Below are 25,262 nucleotides of genomic sequence, written 5' to 3' on the forward strand. Positions count from 1 at the left end.
TGGCGCATCTGGCTGATGCACGCTTTTTTTGCCAGCCGTTTAAAAAAATGCTTGACATATTTTCATTCTACATGTATAATTATTACTTGTCAAGGGCAGTTAGTCTGTTACACCCAAGAGCGAAAAATTTTTTATATTTGGGCCTGTAGCTCAGTTGGGAGAGCGTTCGGTTCGCATCCGAGAGGTCGAGAGTTCGAATCTCTTCAGGTCCACCATAGATCCTTATTTTATCGGAAGATAAAATAAGGATTTTTTAGCTTATGCCCAATTTTCACCTAAGCATCAGCGGGCTGGCTGCAGCAGAGCCCGCAGAGCCGCAAAACAGACAAACAATTCATAGAAAGCGAGGAACTGCAATGGCTGATATCTGGACCAAAGAGGCTGTGATAGAACGACTGAAAGAAATCAATTCCAAAGGATTCATTTCCGTTCCCAAAGGTATGTTTCGCGCTGATGACGGAATTGTGGGGCAAATACTAGAACGCGAATTTGGTGTTGCCGAAAACAACCTTCATCTTGCCGATTTAGGCACATATGAGTTAAAAGGAATGCGCAAGAAAAAGGGTAAAACCAGTAAGTTAACCCTATTTCACCAAACATCAACTTCCGGAATGACTCCCAGGCAAATCTTTAACCGCTTTAGTTACGAGAAGCCGTCAAACAGAGACGACTCCTTAAAGCGTAAACTCTTTACAACCATTTACGGAAATAAATTTAATCGCCTTGGTTTTACTCTGCGCGCGCAGGGGGTATCAGAAGTGTGTCTCTATCACGAAGAGGAATACCTGGCAACCTGGGATCTAACAGGCGGGAAAGGAAAAATCAATCAGGTACTATTCGTTCTTGCAGAAACGCAAGGGCCAGCCAACTCAGAATACGAACGATTTCATTTCATTGAAGCCTACATTTTAAGTTCGCCCAAAAACATTTACGACGCTATAAGCAGCGGTGCGGTAGTAATGGAGTTGTGCATAGATCAACCAGCAAACGAGTTCGGAAAAAAAGCCCCGCATGACCGAGGACCGCATATCCGTATACCAGTAAAAAAACTTTCCACTTTGTTTGAAAGCGTTGAACGAGTCCTGTAAGCATACCAAAGCAAAGGGAGAAGGCCCCATATTTCTGCGAGTCAGACTCGAGATAAAGTATACGCACTGGGAATGTCCCATTAAACACAGTTACGGAACAAAATTTGAAATTCTGCAATCTGCAAACCCATTCCATAGGAAAAACACGTCATTCATCATTATATAAAAAGCAGACAGCCTCATCCACAAAAATGAGGCTGTCTGCTTTTACTTTTGTGCTGATTCAGGCTCGGCTGGAAGCGTAAAATCAAGAATATATTCAAATGTTGTTCCCATTGTGATGTAACTGCTCGGCCAACCAAAAATACCGATCCTATTTACCAGATTTCTTCTGTCCCAGATGATTGTATTTCTAAATTCATACCCCGCCTTTACAAGTGCATTAATGATATTGATATGCAGCGGCACCCTTTTTCCATCAATCCATGCGTCTGTAATATTAATCAGAGCATGGGCCTTTTCCGAAAAGACAGACTTCATTGATGAATAAATTTCGCAAATCGCCGTTTCAAACTGTTCAGCAGAGAGCGTTCCCAAGTCTCGTTCGTCCTGGCTGTACTGCTCCACCTTGAGATATTGTTTATTTTCTCTTAAATCACCGCGTCTGCTCTTGTTTTTTCTTTCTCTATTTAAAATATTGGCATACGGCGGGGATGTGAGTGATAGCTTGACTGTCTTGGGCCTGACCACCTCAGAAAGCGTTCTTGCATCTCTGCAGACAGCAATTTGCTTGCACGGATTGCCGTTTTTTTCATTGTCAACACGACTATTTGACAAATCAACGTATTCTTGCTTCAGGTCAATTCCAATACAGTTTCTTTCAAGGTCCTGTGCTGCAACAAGTGTTGTTCCCGAACCGCAGAAGGGATCTAAAACGAGTTCCCCTTTATGGGTAAATTGTTCTATTACTCTTGTTGCAAGGCCGATCGGAAACACGGCAGGGTGTACTGTTTTATCCCGAACATCGCGAGGTTCATAATTAAAATTCCATACCCCAATCTGGTTTTTCATCCATTCTCTTGCTTCAACACAGGAGAGATACCCTTTTTTGCAGTCACAAAGTCGTTCGCTATTTATTTCAATATAATCAGCCATTACTGCTTGCCTTTTGCCTCCCTAAATCTTTGGCTCGCAAAATTGAAGTATCCTTCGTTGATTTCAAAGCCAATACATTTTCTTCCTAATCGTTCACATACCACCCATGTTGTGCCAGTTCCAAGGAACGGATCAAAAACCGTTCCGCCGGCCGGAGAACCGCATTTTACAATCTGTTCAACCAAGCTCTCTGGAAAAGTTGCAGTATGATCTCCATTCAGGGGCTGCGTGTTGATCGACCATACATCTCCTGGATTTTTCATTTTGCCGTTTTGTCCTAAAACCTTTACAGCGTCAAGATCAAAAAAGTATTTCTTCTTTAGTGTGAAATGAAAAACATGCTCATATGTGTTATTGAATCTATCGGTAACACTTGCAGGTATACGGTTCGGCTTGTGCCAAATAATGTCATCTCTCAGGAGCCAGCCGTGCTCTTGCATTTCAATGGCAAACCGTGACGGTATCAGCAAAAGCTGTTTGTTTTGATATAGTTTTCCGTTTTGCCTGATTTTGGGCTGAAGCGGCTTAGTTGTAAAAAACTTTTCTTTTCGTTCCTTCTGTACTTCCGTAACATTTCCTTCTCCATCAAGGTATTTCTTCCATGCTCCTGCTCCAGAACCAAAGAATGTGTCCCCTATATTGATAAAAACATTTGCTTCGTCTTTCAGATATGGCTTCAACTCATCAAAAAAATCCGCAAGGCGAGCAACATATGCTTCCGGTGTTTTTTCAGAACCGATTTCGCCCTCGCCATTATAAACACGCTTTGCCCAATAAGGAGGTGATGTAACAAGTAAATCGATTGAATTCTTGGGAACCGATTGAATCAAATCCAATGTATCTCCACACTTAATAAAGTGCTCCATCACTTATTATCCTCCACTATTTGCATGATTTCTTCAATATGGCAGTTTAAGGATAAGCAAATCTTTTCAAGCGAATCAATAGATACCGGCTCATTTTTGCCCAGCTTGGCAAGAACGTTACTGCTGATTCCACACAACTGCTTCAAATCGGTCCGCTTGAGTTTTTTATCTATCAGTAATTTCCAGAGATTATCATAACTAACAGCCATTTGTGATACCTCCCCTTAGCAATGTCATGTATTATACACTAAATGTCATGATATATCAACATCAGAATGTCAACCAAGCAATCGCATACCAATCTCTCTTTTACAGAAATTTTGCTTTATATGCGGCGTCATCATGTTGGACGTAAGCGGCGCCGCTTTTGCACCGCATGCCTCTTGCATCCGCATGCAAACCGTCAAACTGTACAACGGCGTGACCATGCTACTGGAAGGTTTCGGGGGCTTGCAGGTCACCGACAGGGAGGGATGCCTCCGGACCGTACAGCCCGCGCTCGGCGCGGGCTACCGGCGCATTGACACCGCCAGCTCATACCAAAACGAACAGGCGGTGGGCGCGGCGATCCGCGGTAGGAGCTGTTCGTCACCCCCAAGGCGTACATTCACCAGATAGGCTTTTGAAAAGACCAAAGCGGCGTTTGCCGAGTCTCTACAGAAGCTGGGGCTGGACTATCTGGACCTGTACCTCATCCACATTCCCTTCGGCGATTACTACGGCGCGCGGCGCGCTATGGAGGAGCTATACCATACCGGAAAGGTGCGGGCCAGCGGCGTGTGCAACTTTGACGCCGCCCTGCTGATGGACCTGTGCTGGAATGCGGATACTCGGCCCATGGTCAACCAGATCGAGCGCCATCCCTACTTCCAGCGGAAGGAGGAGCTGCGCGCATCATGGCCGAGCCGGGCGTGCAGCCCGAGGCCTGGGCGCCCTTTGCCGAGGACATGCACGGCATGTTCACCGATCCTGTATTGACGGCAGTCGCCTGCAAGCACGGTAAAAGCGTGGCACAGGTCATCCTACGCTGGGATATCCAGCGGGGCGTGGCTGTCATCCCCAAAAGCATCCACCGAGAGCGGCGGGCGGAAAACCTGGATGTGTGGGACTTTATGCTGGACCCCGCCGCCCCAGCGAAGTGCGTCGGGTATATGACTACCTGCGCAATCCGGTGCTGACCAGCCTGTAACCGCTGCGCCAGCCTTGCACGCGCGGCGCACATAAATGCGGAAACAGCACACCCTTGTCAACAGGAGAATATGCTCATGGAACGTATTTTCAACTTTTTTCTGTCGCTTGTTCTGGCCGCTTCCTGCGCGGCCTTCGGCAGCCCCGCCAATTCAGGCGGAGCGCCACTTCCGGAAAACGGCGCGGGTTCTTCGGCGGTATCCGGCAGCGATCAGAATTCCGGCGTGCAGAGTACGCCGGAGGGAAACACCGGTGCCAAAACGGGCGGCTGGATTCTGGTCGCCTATTTCTCCGCCACCGGAATTGCGGAAACTATTGCCCAGTCCCTTAAACGCAGACCTTTTTGAAATCCTGCCAGAACATCCCTATACGGCCGCTGACCTGGATTATAACAGCGACTGCCGCACCAACACCGAATAGCAGGACGAAACCGCCCGTCCCGCGATTTTGCCGGCGGCTGCGTCGTGGAAAACTGGGCGTCTTACGATGTAGTGTTGCTGGGGTGTCCTATCTGGTGGGGCATCCCGCCCAAGATCACGCGCACCTTCGCGGAAAGCTACGACTGGAGCGTCAAAACCGTGGCAGGCTTCTGCACCTCCGGCGGCAGTGCCATACAGCAACACGGGTCTGCCGGAGCTGACGGAGGGTGCGGTCTGGCTGGAGGGCAGGCGTTTTTCCGGCACAGTCTCCCCCGACGACATCGCCGGCTGGCCGGCGGACCTGCCGCGGACGCGCAAGCCGCTGACCAGCTTCAGGTATCATTTAACGGACACACCTATATCGCGACCTTGGCGGATAATGCCTACGCTGCTGCTTTCACGGCTTTTCTGGCCGAAAACGGCAGCTCTCTCACCATACAGGCTCATGACTACGGCGGGTTTGAAAAGGTGGGCGGGCCGCCCGCCATCCTGTCCCAAAGCGACGAGCCTATCGACGCTGCGGCCGGGAACCTTATTCTGTATCAGAGTAATAACATCGTGCTTTACTACTCTACCAACTCCTGGAGCTTTACCCGTTTGGGCCGGCTGGAAGGGTCCCTCTCCGCCCTGGAATCGGACATGGGCAAGGGCAATGTGAAGATTACCTATTCTTTAGACGGATAGGGGTTGCGCCTTCCCGCCCTCAAAGCAAGCGAACAGCCCTGCCTGTGCATATGTCCACGGGCAGGGCTGTCCTTATCTTATGATTCCTTATTTCTCCTCCGGCAAAACCTCATTGACGCAGGCCAGCGCATTGAGCGTGCGCGGGAAGCCGATATACGGCAGGCACACCGTCAATGTGCCCAGCAGGATTTCCTTGCCGTTTCCCACGGCGTTGTTTCCGCCCACATGCGCTTTGACCTGCGGCTCACACCCGCCCTGGGCGCAGAGGATGGCGAAGGTCAAAAGCTCCCGTTCCTGCAGACCCAGCCCCTCACGGGTATAAAAGTCGCCAAAGCAGTAGGCGGAAAGATAATCCTGTATATTTTTCTGGTTGTCCGGCGCGGCAGCGCGCATCGCGTCGATGGAGCCGCCGAAAATGGCTTTTTGCGCGGCGATGCCGGCCGCCAGCCGCCCTTCCTCCTCCACCGTGTAGCCACTGGGCAGCGGCAGTGGAATACCGCTGTCAGCCAGCGTTTCGCTGGCCGCCTCTACCGCCGCTTCGGTTTTTCCCAGTCCGATGTATGGCGCGCACTGGTAGACCGCCTCCCGTATCTGCTGCGGGGGTACGCCGCACCGGAGCGCCGCTCTGACATGGCGCCTGACCTCATGCATCGTCTGGTTTGTGACCGCCACCACCAGAATGAGCAGCTCGCGCAGTCCGGCATCCAGCCGTTCTTCGGCATAGATTTCGCCGTAGATCAGTCGCTCCTTGATCGCGGCAAATTCCGGATCGCTCTGCCGCAGCGCGCCAGCCGTATCCCCATACAATTTGGCTATCGCTTGTTCCGCTTTTTCCATTCGAGACATCGTCGATCGCTCTCCTTTTCGCTTCATCCAGTCCGGCGCCGCAGGCCGCAAACATTTTACAGGCCGGCGTATTCTTCGTCCGTCACCGGCTCGCACCATTCGTTGCTGCATCCCTCGCCGGGTACTTCGATCGCAATATGGCTGAACCACGCATCCCTTTTCGCCCCATGCCAGTGCTTGATCTCCGGCGGGATGACAATTACGGTCCCGGGCGTCAGGCTGACCGCCCCCTTGCCCGCTTCCTGATACCAGCCCTCGCCCGCCGTGCAGAGCAGGATCTGACCGCCGCCCTTTTGTGCGTGGTGGATGTGCCAGTTATTCCGGCAGCCCGGTTCAAAGGTGACGTTGCCCAGGAATATCCCGTCTTCCGGCCGTGTCAGCGGGTTGAGAAAGGACTGCCCGATAAAATACTGGGCATAGGCGGTATTCTCCGCGCCCAAGCCAAATATATTCTGCTTTGCAAATGCATTTTGATCCAAGCTTTTCATATGGTATCCCTCCTGTTTTTACTTGCCGCTGAACACGGGGAAGCAACTGAACTCCCCATAGCTCTCGATGGGTGGGAGCCGCATCAGCTTTTCCATATCCGCTGGGTCGATCAGAAAATCCACCGCCGCGTTCTCTTTCATATGGGCAGGATCCGCTGTCTTAGGCAGGGCGACCGTACCCAGCTCAAGCACATAGCGGATGCACAGCGCCGCCGGGGATACGCCGTACTTTGCCGCCATAGCGGTGATCTGTTCATTCTTGAGCGCCTCACCGTGGGCGATCGGCGAATAGGCCTCCACCAATATCCCCTGGTTTTTGCAGTAGTCCAGCAGCGCCCGATCGGTGTTGCTGATGTGGAGCAAAACCTGGTTGACCATGGGCTTTATCCGGCAGGACGACAGGATATTTTCCAGATCGTCCGGCAGGAAATTGGATACGCCGATCGCCTTTACCTTGCCGGCCGCATACGCATCCTCCAGCGCGCGCCAGGCCGCCCGATTGCCCTCCGCATAGTCCCCGCCGCGGAAATCCGCCCAAGGCTGCGGGCTGTGAATGATCATCATATCGATATAGTCCAGCCCCATTTTGGCGAGCGACCCGTCGATCGAATTCGCCGCGCTGTCGTAATCCTTCGCCTCGGCCGCCACCTTGCTGGTGACGAACACCTGTTCCCGCGGCAGGCCGCAGGCGCGCACGCCCTCGCCTACGCCCGCCTCGTTGCCGTAAGCCTGCGCGGTATCGATATGGCGGTAACCCAAGGCGGTCGCCGCTTTTACCGCTTCCGCCGCCTGCTCGTCGGGGATGAACCAGGTCCCCAGCCCCAGCTTGGGTATTGCCACGCCGTTGGCCAGTGCATAGGTTTCTTTCAAAATCATCGTTCCGCCTCCTCTGTCGATTGTTGCTCCTGTAAAAGCCGGTGCCGCAGGCCGTCCATGCGCGCCACCTGCCTTTCCCGAAAATGGATCTCGTCCAGCGCGGCCTTTCGCTTCTGCTCCAGCATCCGTAGCCGCTTCTTTCCCGTTCCTCTTTGCTCCAGCAGCAGGCGCATGTACGTCTCCACCTCCTCTGAGGTAAAGCCGATGTCGTGCAGGGTCAGGATCAGGCTCAGCCGTTCCAGATCCTGATCGTCATACTGCCACTCGCCCATCACCTGCTTGACCGCCCCGCACAGCCCCCACCGCTCATATTCCCGCAGGATTTCCAGGGGGATCTGATATCGTTCGCTCGCCTCCAGGATTGTCATTTCCCATCCCTCAAAATAAAAAAATGTAGACGCCCTGAACGGACATCTACATTGTAAGGCCAAAGCCGATCCCTGTCTAATACTTATAATGGATGGTCAGATATGCGTTTTATGTATTTTTGAGCAAACCCAAGGAATGCCGCCGTAGCCGCTGAAAAGGATTCTGTTTTTTTCCACGCCAGAACCGTGCTGGATTCCAGCGGCGGCGATAGCGGAAGCATCCGTAGCCCTTCGTAAGCGCAGTCCAGCTCGATCGCAAGATAAAGCCCAAGCCCTTTGCGGGCCAGCTGCGCCTGATTATACGGCAGGTTCCCACTCGCCACAACCTGTATCTGTTCTGCATACGGCCCGAACCAGCGGAGCATCTCTTGCTGCATCAATTCCCGCGTGGGCAGGATCAGCCGCTGGCCGACCAGATCCTTCGGTGTTACACATTTCCTGTCTGCAAACGCCGAACCCTCCGGCACCAACAGCCCCCAGCTCTCCCGCACCGGCAGCCGCAGGATCTCATATTTGCTGATCTCCACCGGCTCCAGCAGCAGCCCGATATCCAGAAGCCCCTGTTCGATACGCTCCTTGATACCGTCCGAATTCCCGCTGTAGATCACATACCGCACCAGGGGATACGCCTGATGGAATTCCGCCAGCATATCAGCCAGCAGGCTGATGCTTTTCAGGTCGCCGCTCCCTATGGAGATCTCGCCAGAGACCTCTTCCGCCGGATGCAGCTCCCGCGCGGCCCTCTCTGCCAGTCCGACGATCTCCTGCGCCCGGCGGCGAAGCAGCACGCCGGCATCGGTGAGGATAATCCTGTGCTGGCTGCGGCGGAACAGCTTGACACCCAACTCCTCTTCCAGCTGCATCAACTGACGGGACAGGGTCGGCTGGGTCATATGGAGCAGCGCCGCCGCCCTGGTGATATTTTCTTCCCTGGCCACGGCCAGAAAGTACCGCAACGCCCGAAGTTCCACGCTTCCACCCCCTGCCTGTCCAGTATAGCACAGGCGCGGGGCGGCCGCAAGCGCGATCATGCACCAAATGTATTTCTGGCGATAGAAAACAAGCATTCGCTATTTCTGCAGAGGTGCGGTATAATAAAATTGTCGTAAAGGCGCCAAGGCCGTCCTTACGATAATTATCCTATTGATCCGAGGAGGTGTGAAACATGAAGATTTTAGTGATGGAGAGCAGCCCTCACAAGCACGGTTCCTCCAATTTGTTGGCTGCGGAATTCATACGCGGTGCCACAGAGGCCGGACACCAGACACAGGTCTTTGACGTGGCGCGCTCGGACCTTCGCCCCTGCCTGGGTTGCGACGCCTGCGGCATGTCCGGCCCCTGTGTGCAGAAGGATGGCATGGAGGAGCTGCGGCGCCGAATCCTTGCTTCCGATATGGTGGTATTTGTCACGCCGCTCTATTATTTCGGCATGTCCGCCCAGCTCAAAACAGCGATCGACCGCTTTTACAGCTTCAACGACGAGCTGTCGGCAAAGCATCTGAAAACGGCGCTGATCGCAGCGGCTTGGGACAGCAACGACTGGACGATGCAGGACCTTGCCGGCCATTACCAGACCTTGTGCAGGTATTTACATTTCAACGACCAAGGCATGCTCCTGGGTACTGGCTGCGGCACCGTATCCATGACCCAAAGCAGCCGTTTCCCCAAGCTGGCCTATGCGCTTGGAAAATCACTGACTGAATGAGGAGGACTTGACCATGAAAAAAGCATTGGTATCTTATTTTTCCGCCAGCGGCGTGACCGCGAAAGCTGCGAAGTCGCTGGCCGGAGCGATTGGCGCGGACCTTTACGAGATCAAACCCGCCGTGCCTTATACGCGCGCCGATCTGGACTGGACCAATAAGCGCTCCCGCAGCTCTGTCGAAATGCAGGACAGCGCCTCCCGTCCGGCGCTTGCCGACACGGACGCACCCATCGAAGCGTATGACGTTATTTTTGTCGGCTTCCCTATCTGGTGGTATATCGCGCCCACCATTATCAACAGCTTTTTGGAAAGCTACGATTTTTCGGGCAAGACCATCATCCTGTTTGCCACCTCGGGCGGCAGCGGCCTTGGCCGGACTGCGGACAGCCTGCGAAGCAGCGTGGCCGCTGATACCAAAATCGTCAACGGGCGCCTGCTCAACGGCCGTCTGTCCGAGTCCGAGCTAAAATCCTGGGTGGAGGGATTGGCCCTGTAACCACAAGTCTCCCTCCAATCGGTACCGCGCGGGTCGGCCGAACCGGCTGATCCGCGCGGTATTTTTTTGACTGCCGCCCGCTTTTCGTGTCCGCCGGCAGACGGGGCTGCCCTCGTCCCGCGCATTGAACCATGCGTTTCCCAGCAGGAAAACAGAAAACCCGCGCGGTGCATATTGTATTGCGCCACGCAGGCTGGTATCATAGGGATAGAACCATCCAAACAATCGGATTGCAGAGGAGGAAGCTGTTATGAAAAGCGCAGTTTTTTACGGCAGGCATGATATCCGGATAGAGAACCGTCCCATCCCCGCCGTCGGCGCGCACGATGTGCTGATCCAAGTCAAGGCATGCGGCGTCTGCGGTACGGATGTGCATATTTTCGAAGGGGACAAGGGCGCGGCCGAAACCCATCCCCCCACGGTTCTGGGACACGAATTCTCCGGCGTTATCGCGGATACCGGCAGCGCGGTCACGCGCTACCGCAAAGGGGACCGCGTGTGCGTCGATCCCAATTACTATTGCGGGGCATGCGAATTCTGCCGCGACGGTATGGCGCATTACTGCACGCACATGACCGGCTACGGCACCACTGTGGACGGCGCTTTCGCGGAATACTGCGCAGTCAACGAAAAGCAGGTTTACCCGCTCGGAGACGGTACTTCGTTCCAACAGGGCGCAATGACCGAACCGGTCGCCTGCTGTCTGCACGGCATGGATATGTGCGAGATCCGACCCGGCAGCCATGTCGCCGTGATCGGCGGCGGAATGATCGGCCTGATTATGGTGCAGCTGGCAAGGCTTGCGGGCGCGTCGCGTATCGCGCTGCTGGAGCCGGTCGAAGGTAAACGCGCGGTCGGTAAAGCGCTTGGCACGGATGTCTGCATCGATCCGCTGCACGAGGACGTGCCGACAGCACTCGCCGCGCACGGCATGCTCTGTCTGAACACGGTTATCGAATGCGTCGGCCGGCCGGCCACCATCGAGCAGGCCATTGAACTGGCCGGCCCCAAGGCAGTCGTAATGATGTTCGGCCTGACCAGGCCGGATGAAGCGATCGCGGTTAAGCCTTTTACCGTTTTTCAAAAGGAAATCGTCCTCAAAGCGTCCTATATCAATCCCTATACGCAGCGCCGCGCGCTTGATCTGATCGATTCCGGCCGTTTGGATGTGACCAGTATGGTGCATGCCGTCTGCGGACTGGACCGGCTTGCCGACATCCTTGGCAGCCCGCAGGAGCGCAGCCTGGGCAAATTCATCATCGATCCCAGCCTGTAGCCGCGGATTTCTCTTCGCCCGCCGTAAGTACGGCGGGCGTTTTTTTATGCCTTGCGATTAACAGGTATTTATTTCTGTATCGTGAAGAGGGCTGGTTTTCCATTGACTATCCGGAACAGACGCGCGGTTTGGATACCATCTCCCGAACCATCCGTGAAGTCAAAAATCCCGCCAATTCCCTTATATCCTTTTATGCTGACCAGCGCGTCCCGAATATCCTCGCTTTCCAGCGTGTCCGCGCGCCGCATCGCCTCCGCTAACAGCATCATCGCGTCGTAGCCGCGGTAGGCCGCTTCCGCCACCGGCATTGTACCGTAGCGTTGGATAAATTTTTCCAAAAAGGTCCTCTCCTCCGGCGTAACCGCTTCAATAGGCGAATCCGGAATGGAGTACCCGCAGGCGTATACCACGCCCTCCGCCGCATCTCCCGCCGAACGGCGCACTTCACTGTTTGCAAAGCTCTCCGGCGCATACACCGCGCCCTGGAAACCGGCCTGGCGCAGCTGGCGGATCTGAAGGCTGGCGGTTTCGCTGCTTGTGTACAGGATGAGCGAATCGATATTCATATGATTCAGCCGCATAAACATTGTAGAATAATCGTTTTCGTCAATCTTATGCTTTTTCAGCCATACCAGCTCCATTTGCGGGCAATCTTCAATCAGCGCTTCCATATGCTTGGCGCCGCTCTCCGCATAATCGGTCTCTGAATATAAAATACCGATCCGCTTCGCTCCCTGACGCTCCATCGCGCTTAACAGCAACTCATCAAAATACTTCGAGCTTGCTGTGGAGCGGAACAGGTATTTGTTTCCCACTCCGGTCCAGACAAAGCTTGTCCCCAACCCGATCTGCACCACATGAGCCTGTTCGGTCAGCTCGGTGGTTTGCAGGATATTCCCGCTCGTATGGGAACCAATAATGGCATCCACGCGATCTTCCTCTATCATCTTCCGAACCGCCGTGACCGCGGCCTCGCTATCGGACTGGTCGTCATATTCGATCAGGCGGATCTCTTTTCCGTCAACCCCACCGCTTCCGTTGATGTCCTCGACCGCCAGCCGGATCCCCTGTTGCCCCATGCGGCCAAGCAGCGAGGCATATCCTGTCAGCGATGCATATACGCCGATCTTGATATATGGCGTATCATCCCGTTTTTCGTATGGCTTTACCCGAATTGTCTGCGCGCCCAGCTCGTATTTTTTATCCAAATATACTGTCGGCAGCAAAGACGCCGCAACCATCAGGACTGCCGCCGCAAGCCTGCCAAACCGTAACCGACGCATTTCCATCCCCCATTCGGCCGCCTAAACCGCGTTTTTGAAAACTGTCTGTCAATTTATATCATATTGGCGCAATCCCGATTATTTTATTATAATATTTCGCTCTTTTAGTAAAATATTCTGGTTCTTTTTGATATTCCAAAACTTATTCCACAAAATTGCTATAATGAAGAAAACCCCTTGTCCATCTTTGGAGCTTTATTATGAGAAACCACTTGTCTATGAGGAATCTGTCTCTGCGGCAAAAGCTTTTCTACTGGCTTACTCTGACAACGATTATCCCCCTGCTGATCTTCCTGCCGCCGCTGACGCTTTATCAGAGCTATGCCATACAAAAGTCCATCGACCGTATGTGTCTGGAGCAGTCCAACCAGACCTCAGTACAACTGGACAGGATCTTCAACCAGATAAATTCCATCTCTAACTTGTACTTCCTTGATCCTATGATCGAGGACACGCTCCAAAACGGCATTATTTATGACCAGCTTGGTTACAATGCAGCACAGAGAGACATCATTGCGCTCCAACAGAAGTACAACACCTCCATCCCTGACGTAGACCTGCACCTCACCATTGTTGCTAACGACGGACGGATATATGGGAACGGCGTTTATGACCATACCGTTCCCATTACGGAAATTAAGCAGAGGTGGTGGTATCAGGACCTGCAGCGGAACTCCTGGCAAACGCTGTGGGTGCGGGACGAGTATCTGAACCGCATCCACAGTAACGCGCAGACCAATTATATTTACAGCATTCGCGCTTTGAAAAACTTTGACACTTGGGAGAATCACGGCATTTTGATCATGAGCTTTCTGGAAAGCGACCTGATCAAGCTGTATGGCTCCAGCCTTTCCTCCCACAGCGCGGTCGCGATATTCGATCAATACAACAATATCATTTCTTCCGTATCCTATAACAATCTTAATGTTTTTCCGATTTCCACACAGGCGCGGGCCCAATATGCAGGCTCATACATAACCTCGATCGATAATGTAAAATATCATATCACCTATAACACCGTATCGCAGCCACAATGGAAGGTCGTCACCTTTTTGCCCACCAGCTATCTTTTCGGTGAATATATCAGTTTCCGTATCTTATATCTTGTAGTCATCTCCCTATTTTTGCTGGCGCTTTTTGCTTTCACTTGGATTATTTCACGTCATTTCGTCTCCCCTATTAACCTTTTGACCCAGGAGATCCACCGCATCAGGCAGTCGTCGTTCTCCCAGCGTGTCAGCGTCACCTCCTCGGATGAAATCGGCCTGCTTGCCTGTGAATTCAACGAAATGCTCAATCAAATCGAGTCGCTGATGCAGAGCATCATTGAGGAGCAGCGGCGCAAGCGTAAGGCTGAACTGCAATCCCTGTACGCGCAGATCAATCCTCATTTTATCTATAATACCCTGACTGCTATCCGCTTTCTCGTTTATACCGAGCAAAAGCAGACCGTTGACCATACGCTCTGCTCCTTTATCACCCTGCTCAGGCACTCCATCTCCAGTAGCGAGGAGTTCTGCTCGATCCGGACCGAACTGCGGATGCTGCAATGCTATATCGATATCCAGCAAATCTCCTTTGACAAGCCGTTCGAGGTTTGCTGGGATGTCGACTCAAGCCTTCTGGATTGCAAAATACTCAAGCTTACGCTTCAGCCGCTCGTTGAAAACGCCGTGATGCACGGCCTGAAATCCAAGAAGGGCGACCGGAAGCTGTACATCCGTGTCCAGCGCTACCAGCAGGATATCATGATCGCAATTTCGGACAACGGGATCGGAACGGATAAGGTCCTCTCTTTCTATGAGGCACAGTCCGATTTCCGGTCCAGCGTCGGACTGATCAATATCCACAGCCGGATCGTGCTGCATTTCGGCCATCCCTACGGCATCACCTTTTACAGCAAAAAGGGGGGCGGCACCACCGTGCTTGTCCATATCCCTGCTATTTCTTGTCAGGAGGAACTGATTTAACCATGAAGATCTTGGTTGTGGACGATGACACATTGATCCGCAAATGGATGACGCTTTTGCTGGAGCAGTCCGCAAAAACGCTCGAAATTCTACAGGCCGAAAACGGCGCTGACGCCTTGTCTCTTGTTCAGGAAAACCCTGACCTGGATCTGATTATTACCGATATCAAAATGCCGCTTATGAACGGTCTGGAGCTTTGCGAATGTGTCAAGCGCCTATATCCATCGGTATGTATTGTCATTCTCAGTTCGTATGACGACTTTTCTTATGTCAAGCAGGCGCTCCGGCTAGGGGCCACGGACTATATCCTGAAAGCGGAAATGAATGCCGAAGATATCGCCAACGCGCTCCAGAAAGCGCAGCAGTTCAAAATTCAGCACACACTGTCCAACATGCCCTCCCAAGGAAGCCAACTGATGGACAAGTCGCTGCTCCTGCAGGAATTCCTCGCGCAGCCGAACGCCAGCACACAGACGTTCCTTTTCTCACTCGACCCACAGCTTTCCCCGCAGAACCTTTCAATTTTTCTGCTCAAGCTGTCCTTTCCCTCGTCGGCCGGTATTTCCGATATACTGCAGATGATCAGCCTGACATTGAATGAACAGGGGCTTCACGCCGTATGCCTGGCTTACACACGGGAAATCATCGTTGTGTTTTGCAACAACCTGCAGCAATACAGTCATTCTTACGATTCCTCCTCATATTTCGGCTCGCTTTCCGCCGGCATCGAGCGGCAGGCCGGCTGCAGAGTCGCCGCATGGACCGCAATGTACATCCGGCAGGCCACCCAGTTGCAGGACAACCTGAACAAAGCGCTTGATTCACTTCACTTCAAGCAGTATTACTCCCTGAATGTTGTGGACAGCGCCCAGCTTTCGGACTCCGAGCCTAAGCAATTCCTTTCCATGAAATTGCTGAAGGACATCTCCGACGCTCTCTCCCACCAGCAGTTTCAGGAGGCCTGCGACGCGCTTACCCAGTATATTGAAGAAAGCCATCAGCTTTTCTGCGCGCCGAAGGAAATTGAAAAATATTTTACTGTTGTCGGCTACCGTCTGATCGCCGCCTGTCCGTCCGTAGAATCCGATACGACGGTTTTCGACCGGCTGGACCGCCTTTTATCCGCCTGCCTTCATCTTCCAACCAAGGAGGAGTTCACCCAGGCCGCCGCTGCATTCATCAGCTATTTCCTGAAGCTGGCGGTATCCAACCGCAAAAAGCTGTCCCCCTCCGTACTGAGCTGCCTGCAGTATATTGATGCGCATTATATGGAAAAGCTGTCGCTCGATCAGCTTGCCGCCCACGTTTTCCTCAACCGCACCTATCTGAGCGAATTGTTCAAGCGGGAAATGGGCATCTCCTTTAACGATTTCCTCAACCGGCAGCGCATTATACACGCCTGCGAATATATCCAGACCAGCCATTATTCCATGGCAAAAATTGCGGAAATGACAGGTTTTTCCGACCAGAACTATTTCACCAAAATCTTCAAAAAAATAACCGGTCAAACGCCCCGTCAATACAAAAATAACCAGACGGCCGGACAGCCGCAGGCATAACGGCCAAAACGCCGCAGGGTCACCCCTGCGGCGTTTTGAAAAGTGAAGAAAAGAAAAAGAGGTCAGCAAAATTATTCATCCATCAGCGTGTCAAATACCGTGCGGATCCCCTGCTGCCGTATATCCGCAAGCAGCCCTGCCAGTTGTTCCGCCAGTTTCGGTATGCCGCCGATTTCTGGAAACACCGTTTCCCCGCAGAACCGCACCAGCTTTTCCGGCGTATCCTCTCGGTGTTCCCAGAAAAATTCCAGAACATCCTGGTCATCTCTGACCGGATAGGGGATCCCCTCGCGCGCGCCGTAGTAGCCCTGTGCGTTTTTGGAGTGCAGATGGTAAAATTCGAGCAGCGCGGCCAGAGAGAACACCGTGCAGACCGGCAGCTCCCCATTCTGCTCCCAATAGGCCAGCAGGCTCGGCCAAACCCTTGCCTTCCACTTGGAAACCGAATTGAGTGAGATTGCCAGCAGGCTATGCTGGATAAAGGGGTTATTCAGGCGCACCATCACCTGATCGGCAAAGGCGCGCATATCCGCGTCGTCCAACTGCAAATATGGGATGATTTCGTCGTATATCATCCGGCGGACAAAGCGGACGCACAGCGGGCAGGCCATATAGTCCAGGCTGATGTCGCTGCCCATTAGGTATGCCGCCAATGAGATGCCGGTCTGCGCGCCGTTCAGGATGCGCACCTTGCGCTTTTTATAATACGATGAATCGGGGACGATCACCACCGGCAGTCCGGCCTGTTCAAACGGAAGCTCCTGCTTCATCCATTCCGGACCCTGGATCGCCCAGAACGCGAAAGGCTCGCCGGTATCCAGCAGGCGGTCCTCCACACCGTTTTCCTGATTCAGGCGCTCCGCATCCTCCTTCGGATAGCCGGTTATGATGCGGTCGACCAGCGTATCGCAGAACACATTTTCCTCCTCCAGCCAGTTGAGGAAGTCTTCCGGCAGTCCCCAGCGCCCCGCATAAGTTTGCACGCATTTTTTCAGTTCCTGTCCGTTGTGGTCGATCAGCTCGCAGGAAAGAACAATGAACCCCTTGCCCTTTTGTTGGCCAAAGCATTGATACCGCTTCCACAGCAATTGCGTCAGCTTGCCGGGGAAGGAAGCTGCCGGGCAGTCCTCCAGCCGGTCCTCCGTACGGCAGGATATCCCCGCTTCGGTCGTGTTGGAAACAATAAAACGCAGTTCCGGCTGCTCCGCGCAGGCAAGGAACGCTTCAAAATCACGGTAGGGGTCGATCGCCCGGCTGATTGAACTGACCAGCCGGCTCTGCACTTGGGGCGCCGACGGCTCGCCGCCCCGCAGATAAAGGTGGTACAGGCCGTCCTGTCGGTTGATCACGTCCGCCAGCCCGCTCTTGATCGGTTGGACAACAATCACCTTGTTGTCCAACCCCATGCGCTCATTAGCGCAGTCGATAAAATAATCTACAAAGCCGCGCAGGAAATTCCCTTCGCCAAACTGTAAAAAGCGTTCCGTTCCAGTCCGCAGTATGAATGCGTTCTGGTCCGGCAGGGTTTGATAGCATAGCGTTTCCAAAACCGATTCCCCCTTATGCCAGTCCGAATAACTGCAGGACGCCGACCGAGAAAATCGGGACGAATGTCAGCAGCATCAGGCACACCAGCAGCAGAACATAAAATGGTCTTGCCTCTATGATAAAATTTTTAATCTTGCATTTTGTAATGCCGCAGGTAACGAACATCAGCGTACCCATCGGCGGGGTAATGCAGCCGACTGCCATATTGAAGATAACCGTCATGGCGAACTGGATCTCATGGATGCCGTAGGCCGCCGCAATCGGCGCCAGCAGCGGGACCAGTACGATCATCGCCGCGGTTCCCTCGATAAACATGCCGACGATCAGCAGGAAAATATTTACCGCGATCAGGAAGATGTATTTGTTGTCGATCAGGCCGACGATCAGTTCCGTAATCATCTGCGGAATACGCTCTCGGGTCAGTACCCACGCAAATGCGTTTGCCGCACAGATGATCAGCATGATGCCGGAGGTCGTGATGATCGTTTCTTTCATACCTTTTATGAAGCTGTCCATCGTCAGCTCATGATAAATCACGCCGAGCAGCAGCGAGTAAACGATCGCAACGGTGCCTGCCTCGGTAGGTGTAAAAATACCCAGGCGGATACCGCCGATAATAATGATCGGCAAGCAGAGCGGCAGCGCCGCCTCTTTGAGCGCGCGCATGAAGTCCGACGCTTTCATCCGCTCTGTGCGGAGCGGCTTGTAGTTTCGCTTGTGGGAAATGATGGATACCAGAAGCATCATCGTCACACACAGCAGCAGCCCGGGGCCGATACCGGCGATAAACAAGTTGCCGATTGAAACGTTCGCGATCGAGCCGTAAACGATCATCGCAATGCCGGGCGGGATCAGCGGCGTAATCATGGCCGAGCACGCGGTTACGACCGACGAGAATTCCTTGGAAAAGCCGCGCTTTTCCATTTCCGGCACCAACATCTTGGCCTCCATCGCCGCGTCCGCCAGGTTGGAGCCCGAAAGCCCCCCCATCAGAGTGGACAGCAATACGTTTACCTGCGCCAAGCCGCCCGTCATCCGCCCCGTCAGCACCTCACAGAACTGCATGACGCGCGCTGTAACGCCGGAATAGTTCATAAACGTACCCGCGCACACAAAAAACGGGATCGCAAGCATCGGGATGCTCTCCGCACCGGCTAGCATACGCTGCACAACAATCTGTTGCGGCAGATCCGGCATCAGAAAGAAATAAGCGGCCGCGGCGGCGAATACCGAGGCGAATACCGGTACCTTGAGGAACAGCAGCACCAGCATGATGATAGAGGCCGCTGCCACAGGATTGATACTCATACTTCTTCCTCCTTTTCCGCATCCTTACGCTTTAGGTGGGAGTGGTACATACTATAGGTATAGTTGATAATCATCAGGACACAGCCCGCCGGAAACGCGCCGTAAACAAATTGCTGCGGGATACGCAGTATGTTGGTGGTGCGGCCGGTTGTCACCATCTGCATGACCAGATCAATGCTGCTCCTGAGCAGATAAATCAAAACCACACAGGTCACAAGGTAGCCCAGTACCTCAATGACGAACCGCAGCCGCTTGGGCATGGCGTCCACAATAATTTCGATAGCAACATGGCCGCCTGTACGAAATGCCGCGCTGGCGCCGAAAAACACGACCCAAATAATCAGGCTGAGCTGCATCTCCTCCTGCCAGGTCAACGGGTTGTTGAACAGATAGCGCATGATAACGCCGACAAATGTCACCAGCACCAGCAGGATAAACGCCGCGCCGCTCAAGACAAAATCCAGATTCAAAAGACGCTCCAGCAGCCTGCCTTTGTTTTTCATCTGTTTTCCTCCTTTCAGATTGAAGGGGCCTAAGAATTCTTAGGCCCCGCAAAAGTTAAGCTCCCATAGCCTCCTTAACCCTGTCATACAGGCCGTCCGACCATACGGACGTAAACTTATCCAGCTGATAGAACGATTGCGCTGCCTCGCGGAACTCATCTTTATCTATCTCGATAACCTCCACGCCAGCTTCCTTCAGCGCATTCAGCGCTTCTTCCTCCTGCTGGAAATACTGCTCATTGTTGTAAATGCCCGCCTCTTCTCCGCATTCGATCAGGATCTGCTGCTGCTCTGCGGTCAGGCTATTGAAGAAGTCCGTGCCGCAAATCCAGGTGGTATTGTTTTTCACATGCTCGGTCAGCGTCAGATACTTCGCGGCCTCGTAATATTTGCCTGCATAGATAACCGTGATCGGCTGTTCAAAGCCATCGATCGTACCCTGCTGCAGCGCGGTATACACATCGCCCAGCGCCATGGGAGTCGGGTTCGCACCCAGCACCTGCATGCCCTCCACCTGGATATCGTTACTCGGCACACGGATCTTCATGCCCTTCAGGTCCGCCAGAGAGCGGATCGGCTTTTTGGACAGAATGTGACGGTCGCCGTAAATCCAGTTCGAGGTAAGGATTTTTAGCCCCTGCTCCTCCAGGTCACTGCACAGATCTGCATAGAGATCGCTCTCCGTCAGCGTCCAGCACTCCTCCCAATCGCTGAACAGATATGGCCCAAAAAGGATGCCGAAATCCGGCACGCCGCGGTCGGCATAGAACGCACCATCCGCCAGGGTAATGACCGGAGCTCCGGCCAGCATCTGGTCGATCAAATCGACCTTTGCGCCAAGCTGGCTGGACGGGAACACCTCGATTTTCATGGTGCCTCCACTCTTCTCCTCTACCAGCCGCGCCCATTCGTTACACCCCAAGTCGATCGCTTCGCCCGGATTGTTCTCATAGCCCAACTGGATCACAACCTGCTCCGCCGCGCTATCGCCCGCGCCGGAAGCCGCATTTCCGGTGTTTTCCTGCGCGGAGCTGCTGCAGCCTGTCAGCATTCCCGCCGCCATCGCCGCTGCCAGACCCATTGATAGAATTCTCTTGTACCTCATTCTTACATCTCCTTTTTATTTTCTTGTGTTGCCACAAATTAAAACTGAAGCATTACCTTGAGCTTGGTGGCGGCCCCTGCCGCAAATTCGCGGAACGCGTCCGCCGCCTGTGTAAACGGATACAGGTCGGTAATCATGGGGGCGACTGCCTGCTGATTCTCGGTGACCCATGCGATCAAATCCAGGAAATCCTGCTTTTGTGCATTGCGCGAGCCGCGGATCATCAGTTCTTTTTTCTGAATGATATTAGAATCCAGGTCAAGGTGCCGTTTGGAAATACCGATCACCACAACATGCCCGCCGTGCGCGGCATGGTCCAGACAGAGCTGTAGCGTTTCAGGCATGCCGACCGCCTCGAGCGCGCCGTCAAAACCATCCCCCTGTGTGATCTGCGCCGCCTGCTCTGCAAAATGCTCCGGCGAGTCGTTCAGGAGAACGCCATCCGCGCCCATTTTTTGCGCGATCCGCAGCTTTTCCTCAGCCACATCGGTGATGTATACCCTGGCGCCTTTCTGCTTTGCCGCCAGCATGGTAAAAATGCCGATCGTTCCGGCGCCTACCACCAGCACGCGGTCATCCGGCTGTATCATCGCCTGCTGCACGCCGTGGTATCCGATCGCAAACGGTTCCACCAGTGCTGCGAGCTTGGGCTCCAGTTTCCCCACCGGATAGAGCCGCTCGACCGGCATCGTGATAAAGCGCGAATAAGCGCCGGCGCGCTGTACGCCCATCGTCTGATTATCCACACAGCAGTTCACCAGTCCCCGCCTGCAGGAATAACACGTCCCGCAGTTGAAATACGGATTTGCGGTTACGATATCGCCTGACCGCAGCCCCGCCTCATTTTCTCCGATCTCCACGACCTTCGCGGAAAACTCATGCCCTGGCACGTTTGGATATTTGGCATAGGCATAGGTTCCCCGATACGCGCCCAGATCGCTGCCGCACAGGCCGCCGTAGAGCAGCTCGAGCAGCGCTTCCCCTTCTTTCCTGACCGGCATGGGCGCCTCAACGATTTGGATTTCTCCCGGCGCGGTCATCAGAACGCTTTGATTTGTCATGGTATCACTCCCCTGTATACGGCACGGACAGATATTCCAAATGGCGTGTCATATGCTGTTCAATCAGGGCCGTGTAGCGGCCTGTTTCCTTTTTCCACAGCTGCCGAAGCAGGCTTCCAAATACCGGATGCCGCAGGATATAGCCATAGGTGATATGAATGAGCTGCCGACAATTATCCTCCTCAAACAGCTTGGGCAGCAGTTCCTCCGGAACAAGATCCACCTCCGGCAGCGCCGCAGGGTCCGCACTGACGTGATAATAGGCGCGCGCTTTTTCAAAAACCGTCAGCGCATATTTATGTATCTGGCGGTACAGCGCTGGCGCCTGCATCGCGGTCAGCTTCATCGCCTCAAGCCAACTGGTGCCGGATGTTTTGATATGGAAATTCCCCTCTGTCCAGCGCCCCACATAGGGGAAAATGGAGAATTTATCACTTCCGGAATGTACAGACAGCTTATACCCGTAGGTTTTTGCGATCGCCACATGGATCTTCAGCTCCTCTTCAAACCGCGCCAGATCCCCCATATAGTCGATTCCCTTTTGGAATTCCCCTGTGAAGCGCGGTGCGATGGTGGCAAAACGAACGCCTTTTCTCACAAGCTCATTAGCGACGAAAAAATGCTGCTGCGGTGTTGTCGGCAATATGGTTTCATCGATCGAAATCTCAAGCTCCGCCGGCGCATCCTCCTGATTAAAAAAGCGCTGCGCGGCCTGTGACGCAAAGGCAAGCGCTTCCCCGTAGATCGTTACTGCATCCCGCAGCTCCCGCTCGCTGAAGCGGATTTCATAACCGCCCTCCAGTGGAAAGGCACGGTCCAAATAGTACGCCTTTACCGCGTCATCCACGTCTCCGCGGTTTTCCTCCGGACGATGTATATGCTCGCTCAGGTCCAGGGTAATCATCGTGCAGCCGCTCCCGATCGCCGCTTCGATCTCTTCCATCGTTTTCAGATGGTCCCCGTCCGCGCCGTAGCCGCCGGTATAGCCCTCTCGGAATACATAAAACGTCACATCATCGATTACATCGCGGAAGGTGCGGCCGGTCAGCGACAGCTCCCGCATGGACTGCTGTGCCAGAACAGGCGTGGCATCATATTTTCTGACAGCCGCGATATGGCCGGGCGTCGCCAGCCCCAGCCGGTCGCCGGTGCCGAAAGTGCATTTTCGGGAAAGCACTTTCTGTGGCCCGCAGAACGGGAACAGCTCCCGTAGCACCGCGGCATTATGGGCGCTCAGTTCACATTCATAAAAAACGGTCCCTCCGGCTTCCCGCCGAAGCCCCTCGAACGGAGCCTTTTCCCCGCAGGAATACAGCTTATCACAGCCCTGCTCGTCCGCCGCCATGAACGCCGTACCGCCCGGGTATTGCCGCACGGAACGCGGGTAGACTTTATAATATTCCGCGTTGGGGTGCGCCGGTAGCTTTTCGACAAAGGTCGCTATTCGATGCATTCGCATCCGCCTCCTTTTTTGTTCTGTCTATATTGAACCGTAACCCCTGCCTTTTCACCACAGGGTATTGTCGGTATTTCTATCAATTTGTTCTTATCCGTTTCGGCTTAGCAAAATATTTTGCTTTTTTAGCAGTTTCTCCTTTGCCATAACCGCTAAAAAACTCCGCTTTTTCTATTGCCTGTCCGCATTCCACAAAATTTCCCCCGCGGTTTCCGGCGTTTGGCGCAAAGCAAAAGGGACCTTCCCGCTTTGGAAGGTCCCTTTGTATATGTCCGTTTTTATTCCACCGTATTGGTGAGCGCGCCGATGCCCTCGATCTCACAGGTGACGACGTCGCCTTTCTTCAAAAACTGCGGCGGCGTGAAGCCCATACCCACGCCGGCCGGCGTGCCGGTGGCAATGATCGTACCCGCGCGCAGCGTGATGCCGCGCGTCAGCTCAGCGATGATCTCCGCGACCGAGTGGATCAGATGGTCCGTATTGCTGTTCTGCCGCTTCTCACCGTTGACGGTCGAGGAGATCGCCAGCGCGGGCGGGAACGCCACCTCGTCTGCGGTCAGGATGCACGGCCCCATCGGTGTGAAGCCATCCAGCGACTTGCCGAAATACCACTGGTTATGCGCGGTCTGTAGGTTGCGCGCGGATACGTCGTTCACTACCGTATAGCCGAAGATATACTGTGCGGCCTCCGCCTCGCTAACGTTTTTGCAGTCCCTGCCGATGATGACGCCCAGCTCGGCCTCATAGTCCAGACTGTCCACCAATCCCTCATAGGAGGGGATTGGGTCGCCGCAGCCGGTCGCCTCATAAGTGCGCTTGCTGAAATAGACCGCTTTTTTGCGGTTGACCAGAAAAGCATCCTCATGGAACCGCGCCGATTCGACCGCGTGGTCCGCGTAATTGATGCCCAAGCACAGTACATCCTGCTCCGGATGCGGTATCGGCGCGCGCAGCCGCACGCTGTCCAGCCGCACCGCCGCCCCCTCGGTCGCCTGTTCCGCATCCGCCATGCGGGAAAGCTGCGCCGGTGTTGCGCGCCGGATCAGGTCGTTCATATCTGCAAACGACAGGCCGAACGCTTCGACCGGCCAAAGCAGCCCCGGCCAGCCGGTGCAGCCCACGCCGATGCGGTCGACGCCGTCATTGTCTTTTTGATAGGTATACAGCTTCATAGAGATTCACGCTCCCAAATAGTTTTCCTGTTCCATCATAGCATATCGTCCCCAAAATAAAAAGCACCCATTTGAACTTTTATCCCATTTATGATATTCTGTTAACAGAAAAAAGAGGTGATCTGCTATGACCGGACGCTGCGACGACTGCGCGTACAACCTGTATGACGATGAACTGGAGGAATATGTCTGTGAAGCGTATCTGGACGAGGATGAATTCTACCATGTCATGCGCGAAGGGCGCGCCTGTCCCTATTACCGTTCCGGAGACGACTACGAACTGGTACGCCACCAGAATTAGCCTATAAAAACAGGAGGAACCCCCTATGACTGAGCGGGAAAAAATGATTTCCGGCGCTTTGTATGACCCCAGCGAGGCAGCGCTTCTTGCCGCGCGGAACGCTGCCAAGGAGCAATGCGTCCAGTACAATTCCCTGCCGCCCTCTGCGGCCGACCAACGCGACGCGCTGCTGCGTGGTTTGCTCGGCTCCTGCGGCACGCACGTCCTGATCGAGCCATCCTTTTTCTGTGATTACGGCTTTCATATCCATGTGGGGGAACACTTCTATGCCAACCACAACCTTGTGATCCTGGACGCCGCGCCCGTCGTTTTTGGCGAGCATGTCTTTATCGCCCCCAACTGCGGCTTTTATACCGCGGCGCATCCTTTTGATGTTGCCCAGCGCAATGCGGAGCTTGAATATGCCAAGCCCATCCGAGTCGGCAGTAACGTCTGGATCGGAGGGAACGTCTGCGTCCTCCCCGGCGTGACGGTCGGCGATAACACGGTGATCGGCGCGGGCAGCGTCGTTAATCGAGATATCCCTGCCGGTGTGTTGGCCGTTGGCAACCCCTGCCGTCCGGTGCGCAGCCTGCAGGAAAGAGGGGAATGAAAGCCATCG

At 54.0% G+C, this 25,262-nt stretch carries 27 protein-coding genes, 1 tRNA gene and 1 pseudogene; 13 read left to right on the top strand and 16 right to left on the bottom strand.

The window, feature by feature from the left end; all coding sequences use genetic code 11:
- Positions 1 to 139: 139 nt before the first annotated feature.
- Positions 140 to 215: transfer RNA gene (locus tag H8S45_RS05745), tRNA-Ala, on the top strand.
- Between the two features lie 45 nt (positions 216 to 260).
- Entirely contained in the window at positions 261 to 1,088 is an 828-nt protein-coding gene (locus H8S45_RS05750; RefSeq protein ID WP_107630691.1) for an MvaI/BcnI family restriction endonuclease, read from the top strand.
- A 207-nt stretch (positions 1,089 to 1,295) separates the two neighbouring features.
- Here the strand turns inward: H8S45_RS05750 and H8S45_RS05755 are convergent, their stop codons facing one another.
- From H8S45_RS05755 to H8S45_RS05765, 3 genes are read right to left on the bottom strand one after another with little or no spacing between them, the layout of a single operon-like run.
- Complete coding sequence (locus H8S45_RS05755; RefSeq protein ID WP_186949794.1) at positions 1,296 to 2,183, bottom strand: site-specific DNA-methyltransferase; 888 nt, start codon at positions 2,181 to 2,183, stop codon at positions 1,296 to 1,298.
- Positions 2,183 to 3,049, bottom strand: coding sequence for a DNA-methyltransferase (locus H8S45_RS05760; protein WP_107630693.1), 867 nt, complete (start codon positions 3,047 to 3,049; stop codon positions 2,183 to 2,185). The genes H8S45_RS05755 and H8S45_RS05760 overlap by 1 nt, the downstream gene beginning before the upstream one ends.
- On the bottom strand, positions 3,049 to 3,258 hold the full coding sequence (locus H8S45_RS05765; RefSeq protein ID WP_054326157.1) for a helix-turn-helix domain-containing protein: 210 nt from the start codon (positions 3,256 to 3,258) through the stop codon (positions 3,049 to 3,051). Before H8S45_RS05765 ends, H8S45_RS05760 begins: the two co-directional genes overlap by 1 nt.
- 217 nt (positions 3,259 to 3,475) lie before the next feature.
- On the opposite strand from H8S45_RS05765, the pseudogene H8S45_RS16225 reads away from it, so the two are divergent.
- The 4 genes and pseudogenes from H8S45_RS16225 (at position 3,476) to H8S45_RS05780 (ending at position 5,340) form a co-directional block, all read left to right on the top strand.
- Positions 3,476 to 4,027, top strand: a pseudogene (locus H8S45_RS16225) (aldo/keto reductase).
- On the top strand, positions 3,946 to 4,227 hold the full coding sequence (locus H8S45_RS16010) for an aldo/keto reductase (RefSeq protein WP_207724457.1): 282 nt from the start codon (positions 3,946 to 3,948) through the stop codon (positions 4,225 to 4,227). The pseudogene H8S45_RS16225 and the gene H8S45_RS16010 overlap by 82 nt, the downstream one beginning before the upstream one ends.
- 87 nt (positions 4,228 to 4,314) lie before the next feature.
- The gene (locus tag H8S45_RS16230; RefSeq protein WP_054326156.1) at positions 4,315 to 4,584 is read left to right on the top strand and encodes a hypothetical protein; all 270 of its coding nucleotides are present in this window, start codon (positions 4,315 to 4,317) and stop codon (positions 4,582 to 4,584) included.
- A gap of 117 nt (positions 4,585 to 4,701) precedes the next feature.
- Positions 4,702 to 5,340, top strand: a complete 639-nt coding sequence (locus H8S45_RS05780; RefSeq protein ID WP_054326155.1) for a cyclophilin-like fold protein — start codon at positions 4,702 to 4,704, stop codon at positions 5,338 to 5,340.
- Between the two features lie 87 nt (positions 5,341 to 5,427).
- Here H8S45_RS05780 and H8S45_RS05785 read toward each other — a convergent pair whose 3' ends face one another.
- From H8S45_RS05785 to H8S45_RS05805, 5 genes are all read right to left on the bottom strand, one after another.
- Positions 5,428 to 6,186, bottom strand: a complete 759-nt coding sequence (locus H8S45_RS05785; RefSeq protein WP_054326154.1) for a carboxymuconolactone decarboxylase family protein — start codon at positions 6,184 to 6,186, stop codon at positions 5,428 to 5,430.
- A 56-nt stretch (positions 6,187 to 6,242) separates the two neighbouring features.
- Positions 6,243 to 6,674, bottom strand: a complete 432-nt coding sequence (locus tag H8S45_RS05790; protein ID WP_054326153.1) for a cupin domain-containing protein — start codon at positions 6,672 to 6,674, stop codon at positions 6,243 to 6,245.
- An 18-nt stretch (positions 6,675 to 6,692) separates the two neighbouring features.
- On the bottom strand, positions 6,693 to 7,550 hold the full coding sequence (locus H8S45_RS05795) for an aldo/keto reductase (protein ID WP_186949796.1): 858 nt from the start codon (positions 7,548 to 7,550) through the stop codon (positions 6,693 to 6,695).
- On the bottom strand, positions 7,547 to 7,918 hold the full coding sequence (locus tag H8S45_RS05800) for a MerR family transcriptional regulator (protein WP_054326151.1): 372 nt from the start codon (positions 7,916 to 7,918) through the stop codon (positions 7,547 to 7,549). The genes H8S45_RS05795 and H8S45_RS05800 overlap by 4 nt, the downstream gene beginning before the upstream one ends.
- An 83-nt stretch (positions 7,919 to 8,001) precedes the next feature.
- Positions 8,002 to 8,985, bottom strand: a complete 984-nt coding sequence (locus tag H8S45_RS05805; RefSeq protein ID WP_330603149.1) for a LysR family transcriptional regulator — start codon at positions 8,983 to 8,985, stop codon at positions 8,002 to 8,004.
- 98 nt (positions 8,986 to 9,083) lie between these two features.
- Here H8S45_RS05805 and H8S45_RS05810 point away from each other — a divergent pair, with 98 nt between their 5' ends.
- The 3 genes from H8S45_RS05810 to H8S45_RS05820 all read left to right on the top strand — a co-directional run bounded on the left by H8S45_RS05810 (position 9,084) and on the right by H8S45_RS05820 (position 11,395).
- Positions 9,084 to 9,623, top strand: coding sequence for a flavodoxin family protein (locus H8S45_RS05810; RefSeq protein ID WP_186949798.1), 540 nt, complete (start codon positions 9,084 to 9,086; stop codon positions 9,621 to 9,623).
- Between the two features lie 13 nt (positions 9,624 to 9,636).
- Positions 9,637 to 10,119, top strand: coding sequence for a flavodoxin (locus tag H8S45_RS05815; protein WP_186949800.1), 483 nt, complete (start codon positions 9,637 to 9,639; stop codon positions 10,117 to 10,119).
- Positions 10,120 to 10,369: 250 nt separating this feature from the next.
- Complete coding sequence (locus H8S45_RS05820) at positions 10,370 to 11,395, top strand: zinc-dependent alcohol dehydrogenase family protein (protein ID WP_186949802.1); 1,026 nt, start codon at positions 10,370 to 10,372, stop codon at positions 11,393 to 11,395.
- A gap of 68 nt (positions 11,396 to 11,463) precedes the next feature.
- Here the strand turns inward: H8S45_RS05820 and H8S45_RS05825 are convergent, their stop codons facing one another.
- A complete protein-coding gene (locus tag H8S45_RS05825; protein WP_186949804.1) occupies positions 11,464 to 12,678 on the bottom strand; it encodes an ABC transporter substrate-binding protein in 1,215 nt (404 codons plus the stop codon).
- A gap of 218 nt (positions 12,679 to 12,896) precedes the next feature.
- On the opposite strand from H8S45_RS05825, the gene H8S45_RS05830 reads away from it, so the two are divergent.
- Positions 12,897 to 14,648 (top strand): sensor histidine kinase, encoded by a 1,752-nt coding sequence (locus H8S45_RS05830; RefSeq protein ID WP_159068047.1) that lies wholly within the window; start codon positions 12,897 to 12,899, stop codon positions 14,646 to 14,648.
- A 2-nt stretch (positions 14,649 to 14,650) separates the two neighbouring features.
- Positions 14,651 to 16,207, top strand: coding sequence for a response regulator (locus tag H8S45_RS05835; protein ID WP_107630698.1), 1,557 nt, complete (start codon positions 14,651 to 14,653; stop codon positions 16,205 to 16,207).
- 71 nt (positions 16,208 to 16,278) lie between these two features.
- On the opposite strand, the gene H8S45_RS05840 is transcribed toward H8S45_RS05835, so the two are convergent.
- The 7 genes from H8S45_RS05840 to H8S45_RS05870 form a co-directional block, all read right to left on the bottom strand.
- Positions 16,279 to 17,754: a tagaturonate reductase gene (locus H8S45_RS05840; RefSeq protein WP_147573849.1), complete on the bottom strand. Its 1,476-nt coding sequence runs from the start codon at positions 17,752 to 17,754 to the stop codon at positions 16,279 to 16,281.
- Between the two features lie 13 nt (positions 17,755 to 17,767).
- Positions 17,768 to 19,063 (bottom strand): TRAP transporter large permease, encoded by a 1,296-nt coding sequence (locus H8S45_RS05845; protein ID WP_054326143.1) that lies wholly within the window; start codon positions 19,061 to 19,063, stop codon positions 17,768 to 17,770.
- Complete coding sequence (locus H8S45_RS05850) at positions 19,060 to 19,566, bottom strand: TRAP transporter small permease (RefSeq protein WP_054326142.1); 507 nt, start codon at positions 19,564 to 19,566, stop codon at positions 19,060 to 19,062. Before H8S45_RS05850 ends, H8S45_RS05845 begins: the two co-directional genes overlap by 4 nt.
- 55 nt (positions 19,567 to 19,621) lie before the next feature.
- Positions 19,622 to 20,671 carry a C4-dicarboxylate TRAP transporter substrate-binding protein gene (locus H8S45_RS05855; RefSeq protein ID WP_054326141.1) on the bottom strand — a complete coding sequence of 350 codons (1,050 nt, stop codon included), beginning with the start codon at positions 20,669 to 20,671 and terminating at the stop codon, positions 19,622 to 19,624.
- Between the two features lie 38 nt (positions 20,672 to 20,709).
- Positions 20,710 to 21,732: a zinc-binding alcohol dehydrogenase family protein gene (locus tag H8S45_RS05860; protein WP_107630700.1), complete on the bottom strand. Its 1,023-nt coding sequence runs from the start codon at positions 21,730 to 21,732 to the stop codon at positions 20,710 to 20,712.
- Between the two features lie 4 nt (positions 21,733 to 21,736).
- The gene (locus H8S45_RS05865) at positions 21,737 to 23,185 is read right to left on the bottom strand and encodes a tagaturonate epimerase family protein (protein WP_054326140.1); all 1,449 of its coding nucleotides are present in this window, start codon (positions 23,183 to 23,185) and stop codon (positions 21,737 to 21,739) included.
- A 281-nt stretch (positions 23,186 to 23,466) separates the two neighbouring features.
- On the bottom strand, positions 23,467 to 24,360 hold the full coding sequence (locus H8S45_RS05870; protein WP_147573850.1) for a fumarylacetoacetate hydrolase family protein: 894 nt from the start codon (positions 24,358 to 24,360) through the stop codon (positions 23,467 to 23,469).
- 127 nt (positions 24,361 to 24,487) lie between these two features.
- Between H8S45_RS05870 and H8S45_RS05875 the strand changes: the two genes are divergently transcribed.
- Both H8S45_RS05875 and H8S45_RS05880 read left to right on the top strand, forming a co-directional pair.
- Positions 24,488 to 24,661, top strand: a complete 174-nt coding sequence (locus tag H8S45_RS05875) for a DUF6472 family protein (protein WP_162838360.1) — start codon at positions 24,488 to 24,490, stop codon at positions 24,659 to 24,661.
- A 25-nt stretch (positions 24,662 to 24,686) separates the two neighbouring features.
- Positions 24,687 to 25,253: a sugar O-acetyltransferase gene (locus H8S45_RS05880; protein WP_054326139.1), complete on the top strand. Its 567-nt coding sequence runs from the start codon at positions 24,687 to 24,689 to the stop codon at positions 25,251 to 25,253.
- Positions 25,254 to 25,262: the final 9 nt, after the last annotated feature.

It is taken from the genome of Agathobaculum faecis, assembly GCF_014287995.1.
In the GTDB taxonomy this organism is placed as follows: Bacteria; Bacillota; Clostridia; order Oscillospirales; family Butyricicoccaceae; genus Agathobaculum; species Agathobaculum ammoniilyticum.

Bases quoted from the DNA above. Each gene is read 5' to 3' on its own strand.
- H8S45_RS05865 (WP_054326140.1), bottom strand. From the start codon at position 23,185: ATGCATCGAATAGCGACCTTTGTCGAAAAGCTACCGGCGCACCCCAAC.
- H8S45_RS05860 (WP_107630700.1), bottom strand. From the start codon at position 21,732: ATGACAAATCAAAGCGTTCTGATGACCGCGCCGGGAGAAATCCAAATC.
- H8S45_RS16230 (WP_054326156.1), top strand. From the start codon at position 4,315: ATGGAACGTATTTTCAACTTTTTTCTGTCGCTTGTTCTGGCCGCTTCC.
- H8S45_RS05755 (WP_186949794.1), bottom strand. From the start codon at position 2,183: ATGGCTGATTATATTGAAATAAATAGCGAACGACTTTGTGACTGCAAA.
- H8S45_RS05815 (WP_186949800.1), top strand. From the start codon at position 9,637: ATGAAAAAAGCATTGGTATCTTATTTTTCCGCCAGCGGCGTGACCGCG.
- H8S45_RS05790 (WP_054326153.1), bottom strand. From the start codon at position 6,674: ATGAAAAGCTTGGATCAAAATGCATTTGCAAAGCAGAATATATTTGGC.
- H8S45_RS05810 (WP_186949798.1), top strand. From the start codon at position 9,084: ATGAAGATTTTAGTGATGGAGAGCAGCCCTCACAAGCACGGTTCCTCC.
- H8S45_RS05870 (WP_147573850.1), bottom strand. From the start codon at position 24,360: ATGAAGCTGTATACCTATCAAAAAGACAATGACGGCGTCGACCGCATC.
- H8S45_RS05820 (WP_186949802.1), top strand. From the start codon at position 10,370: ATGAAAAGCGCAGTTTTTTACGGCAGGCATGATATCCGGATAGAGAAC.
- H8S45_RS05805 (WP_330603149.1), bottom strand. From the start codon at position 8,985: ATGCTTGTTTTCTATCGCCAGAAATACATTTGGTGCATGATCGCGCTT.
- H8S45_RS05760 (WP_107630693.1), bottom strand. From the start codon at position 3,049: ATGGAGCACTTTATTAAGTGTGGAGATACATTGGATTTGATTCAATCG.
- H8S45_RS05800 (WP_054326151.1), bottom strand. From the start codon at position 7,918: ATGACAATCCTGGAGGCGAGCGAACGATATCAGATCCCCCTGGAAATC.
- H8S45_RS05850 (WP_054326142.1), bottom strand. From the start codon at position 19,566: ATGAAAAACAAAGGCAGGCTGCTGGAGCGTCTTTTGAATCTGGATTTT.
- H8S45_RS05830 (WP_159068047.1), top strand. From the start codon at position 12,897: ATGAGGAATCTGTCTCTGCGGCAAAAGCTTTTCTACTGGCTTACTCTG.
- H8S45_RS05750 (WP_107630691.1), top strand. From the start codon at position 261: ATGCCCAATTTTCACCTAAGCATCAGCGGGCTGGCTGCAGCAGAGCCC.
- H8S45_RS05765 (WP_054326157.1), bottom strand. From the start codon at position 3,258: ATGGCTGTTAGTTATGATAATCTCTGGAAATTACTGATAGATAAAAAA.
- H8S45_RS05825 (WP_186949804.1), bottom strand. From the start codon at position 12,678: ATGCGTCGGTTACGGTTTGGCAGGCTTGCGGCGGCAGTCCTGATGGTT.
- H8S45_RS05875 (WP_162838360.1), top strand. From the start codon at position 24,488: ATGACCGGACGCTGCGACGACTGCGCGTACAACCTGTATGACGATGAA.
- H8S45_RS05785 (WP_054326154.1), bottom strand. From the start codon at position 6,186: ATGTCTCGAATGGAAAAAGCGGAACAAGCGATAGCCAAATTGTATGGG.
- H8S45_RS05880 (WP_054326139.1), top strand. From the start codon at position 24,687: ATGACTGAGCGGGAAAAAATGATTTCCGGCGCTTTGTATGACCCCAGC.
- H8S45_RS16010 (WP_207724457.1), top strand. From the start codon at position 3,946: ATGGCCGAGCCGGGCGTGCAGCCCGAGGCCTGGGCGCCCTTTGCCGAG.
- H8S45_RS05795 (WP_186949796.1), bottom strand. From the start codon at position 7,550: ATGATTTTGAAAGAAACCTATGCACTGGCCAACGGCGTGGCAATACCC.
- H8S45_RS05855 (WP_054326141.1), bottom strand. From the start codon at position 20,671: ATGAGGTACAAGAGAATTCTATCAATGGGTCTGGCAGCGGCGATGGCG.
- H8S45_RS05835 (WP_107630698.1), top strand. From the start codon at position 14,651: ATGAAGATCTTGGTTGTGGACGATGACACATTGATCCGCAAATGGATG.
- H8S45_RS05845 (WP_054326143.1), bottom strand. From the start codon at position 19,063: ATGAGTATCAATCCTGTGGCAGCGGCCTCTATCATCATGCTGGTGCTG.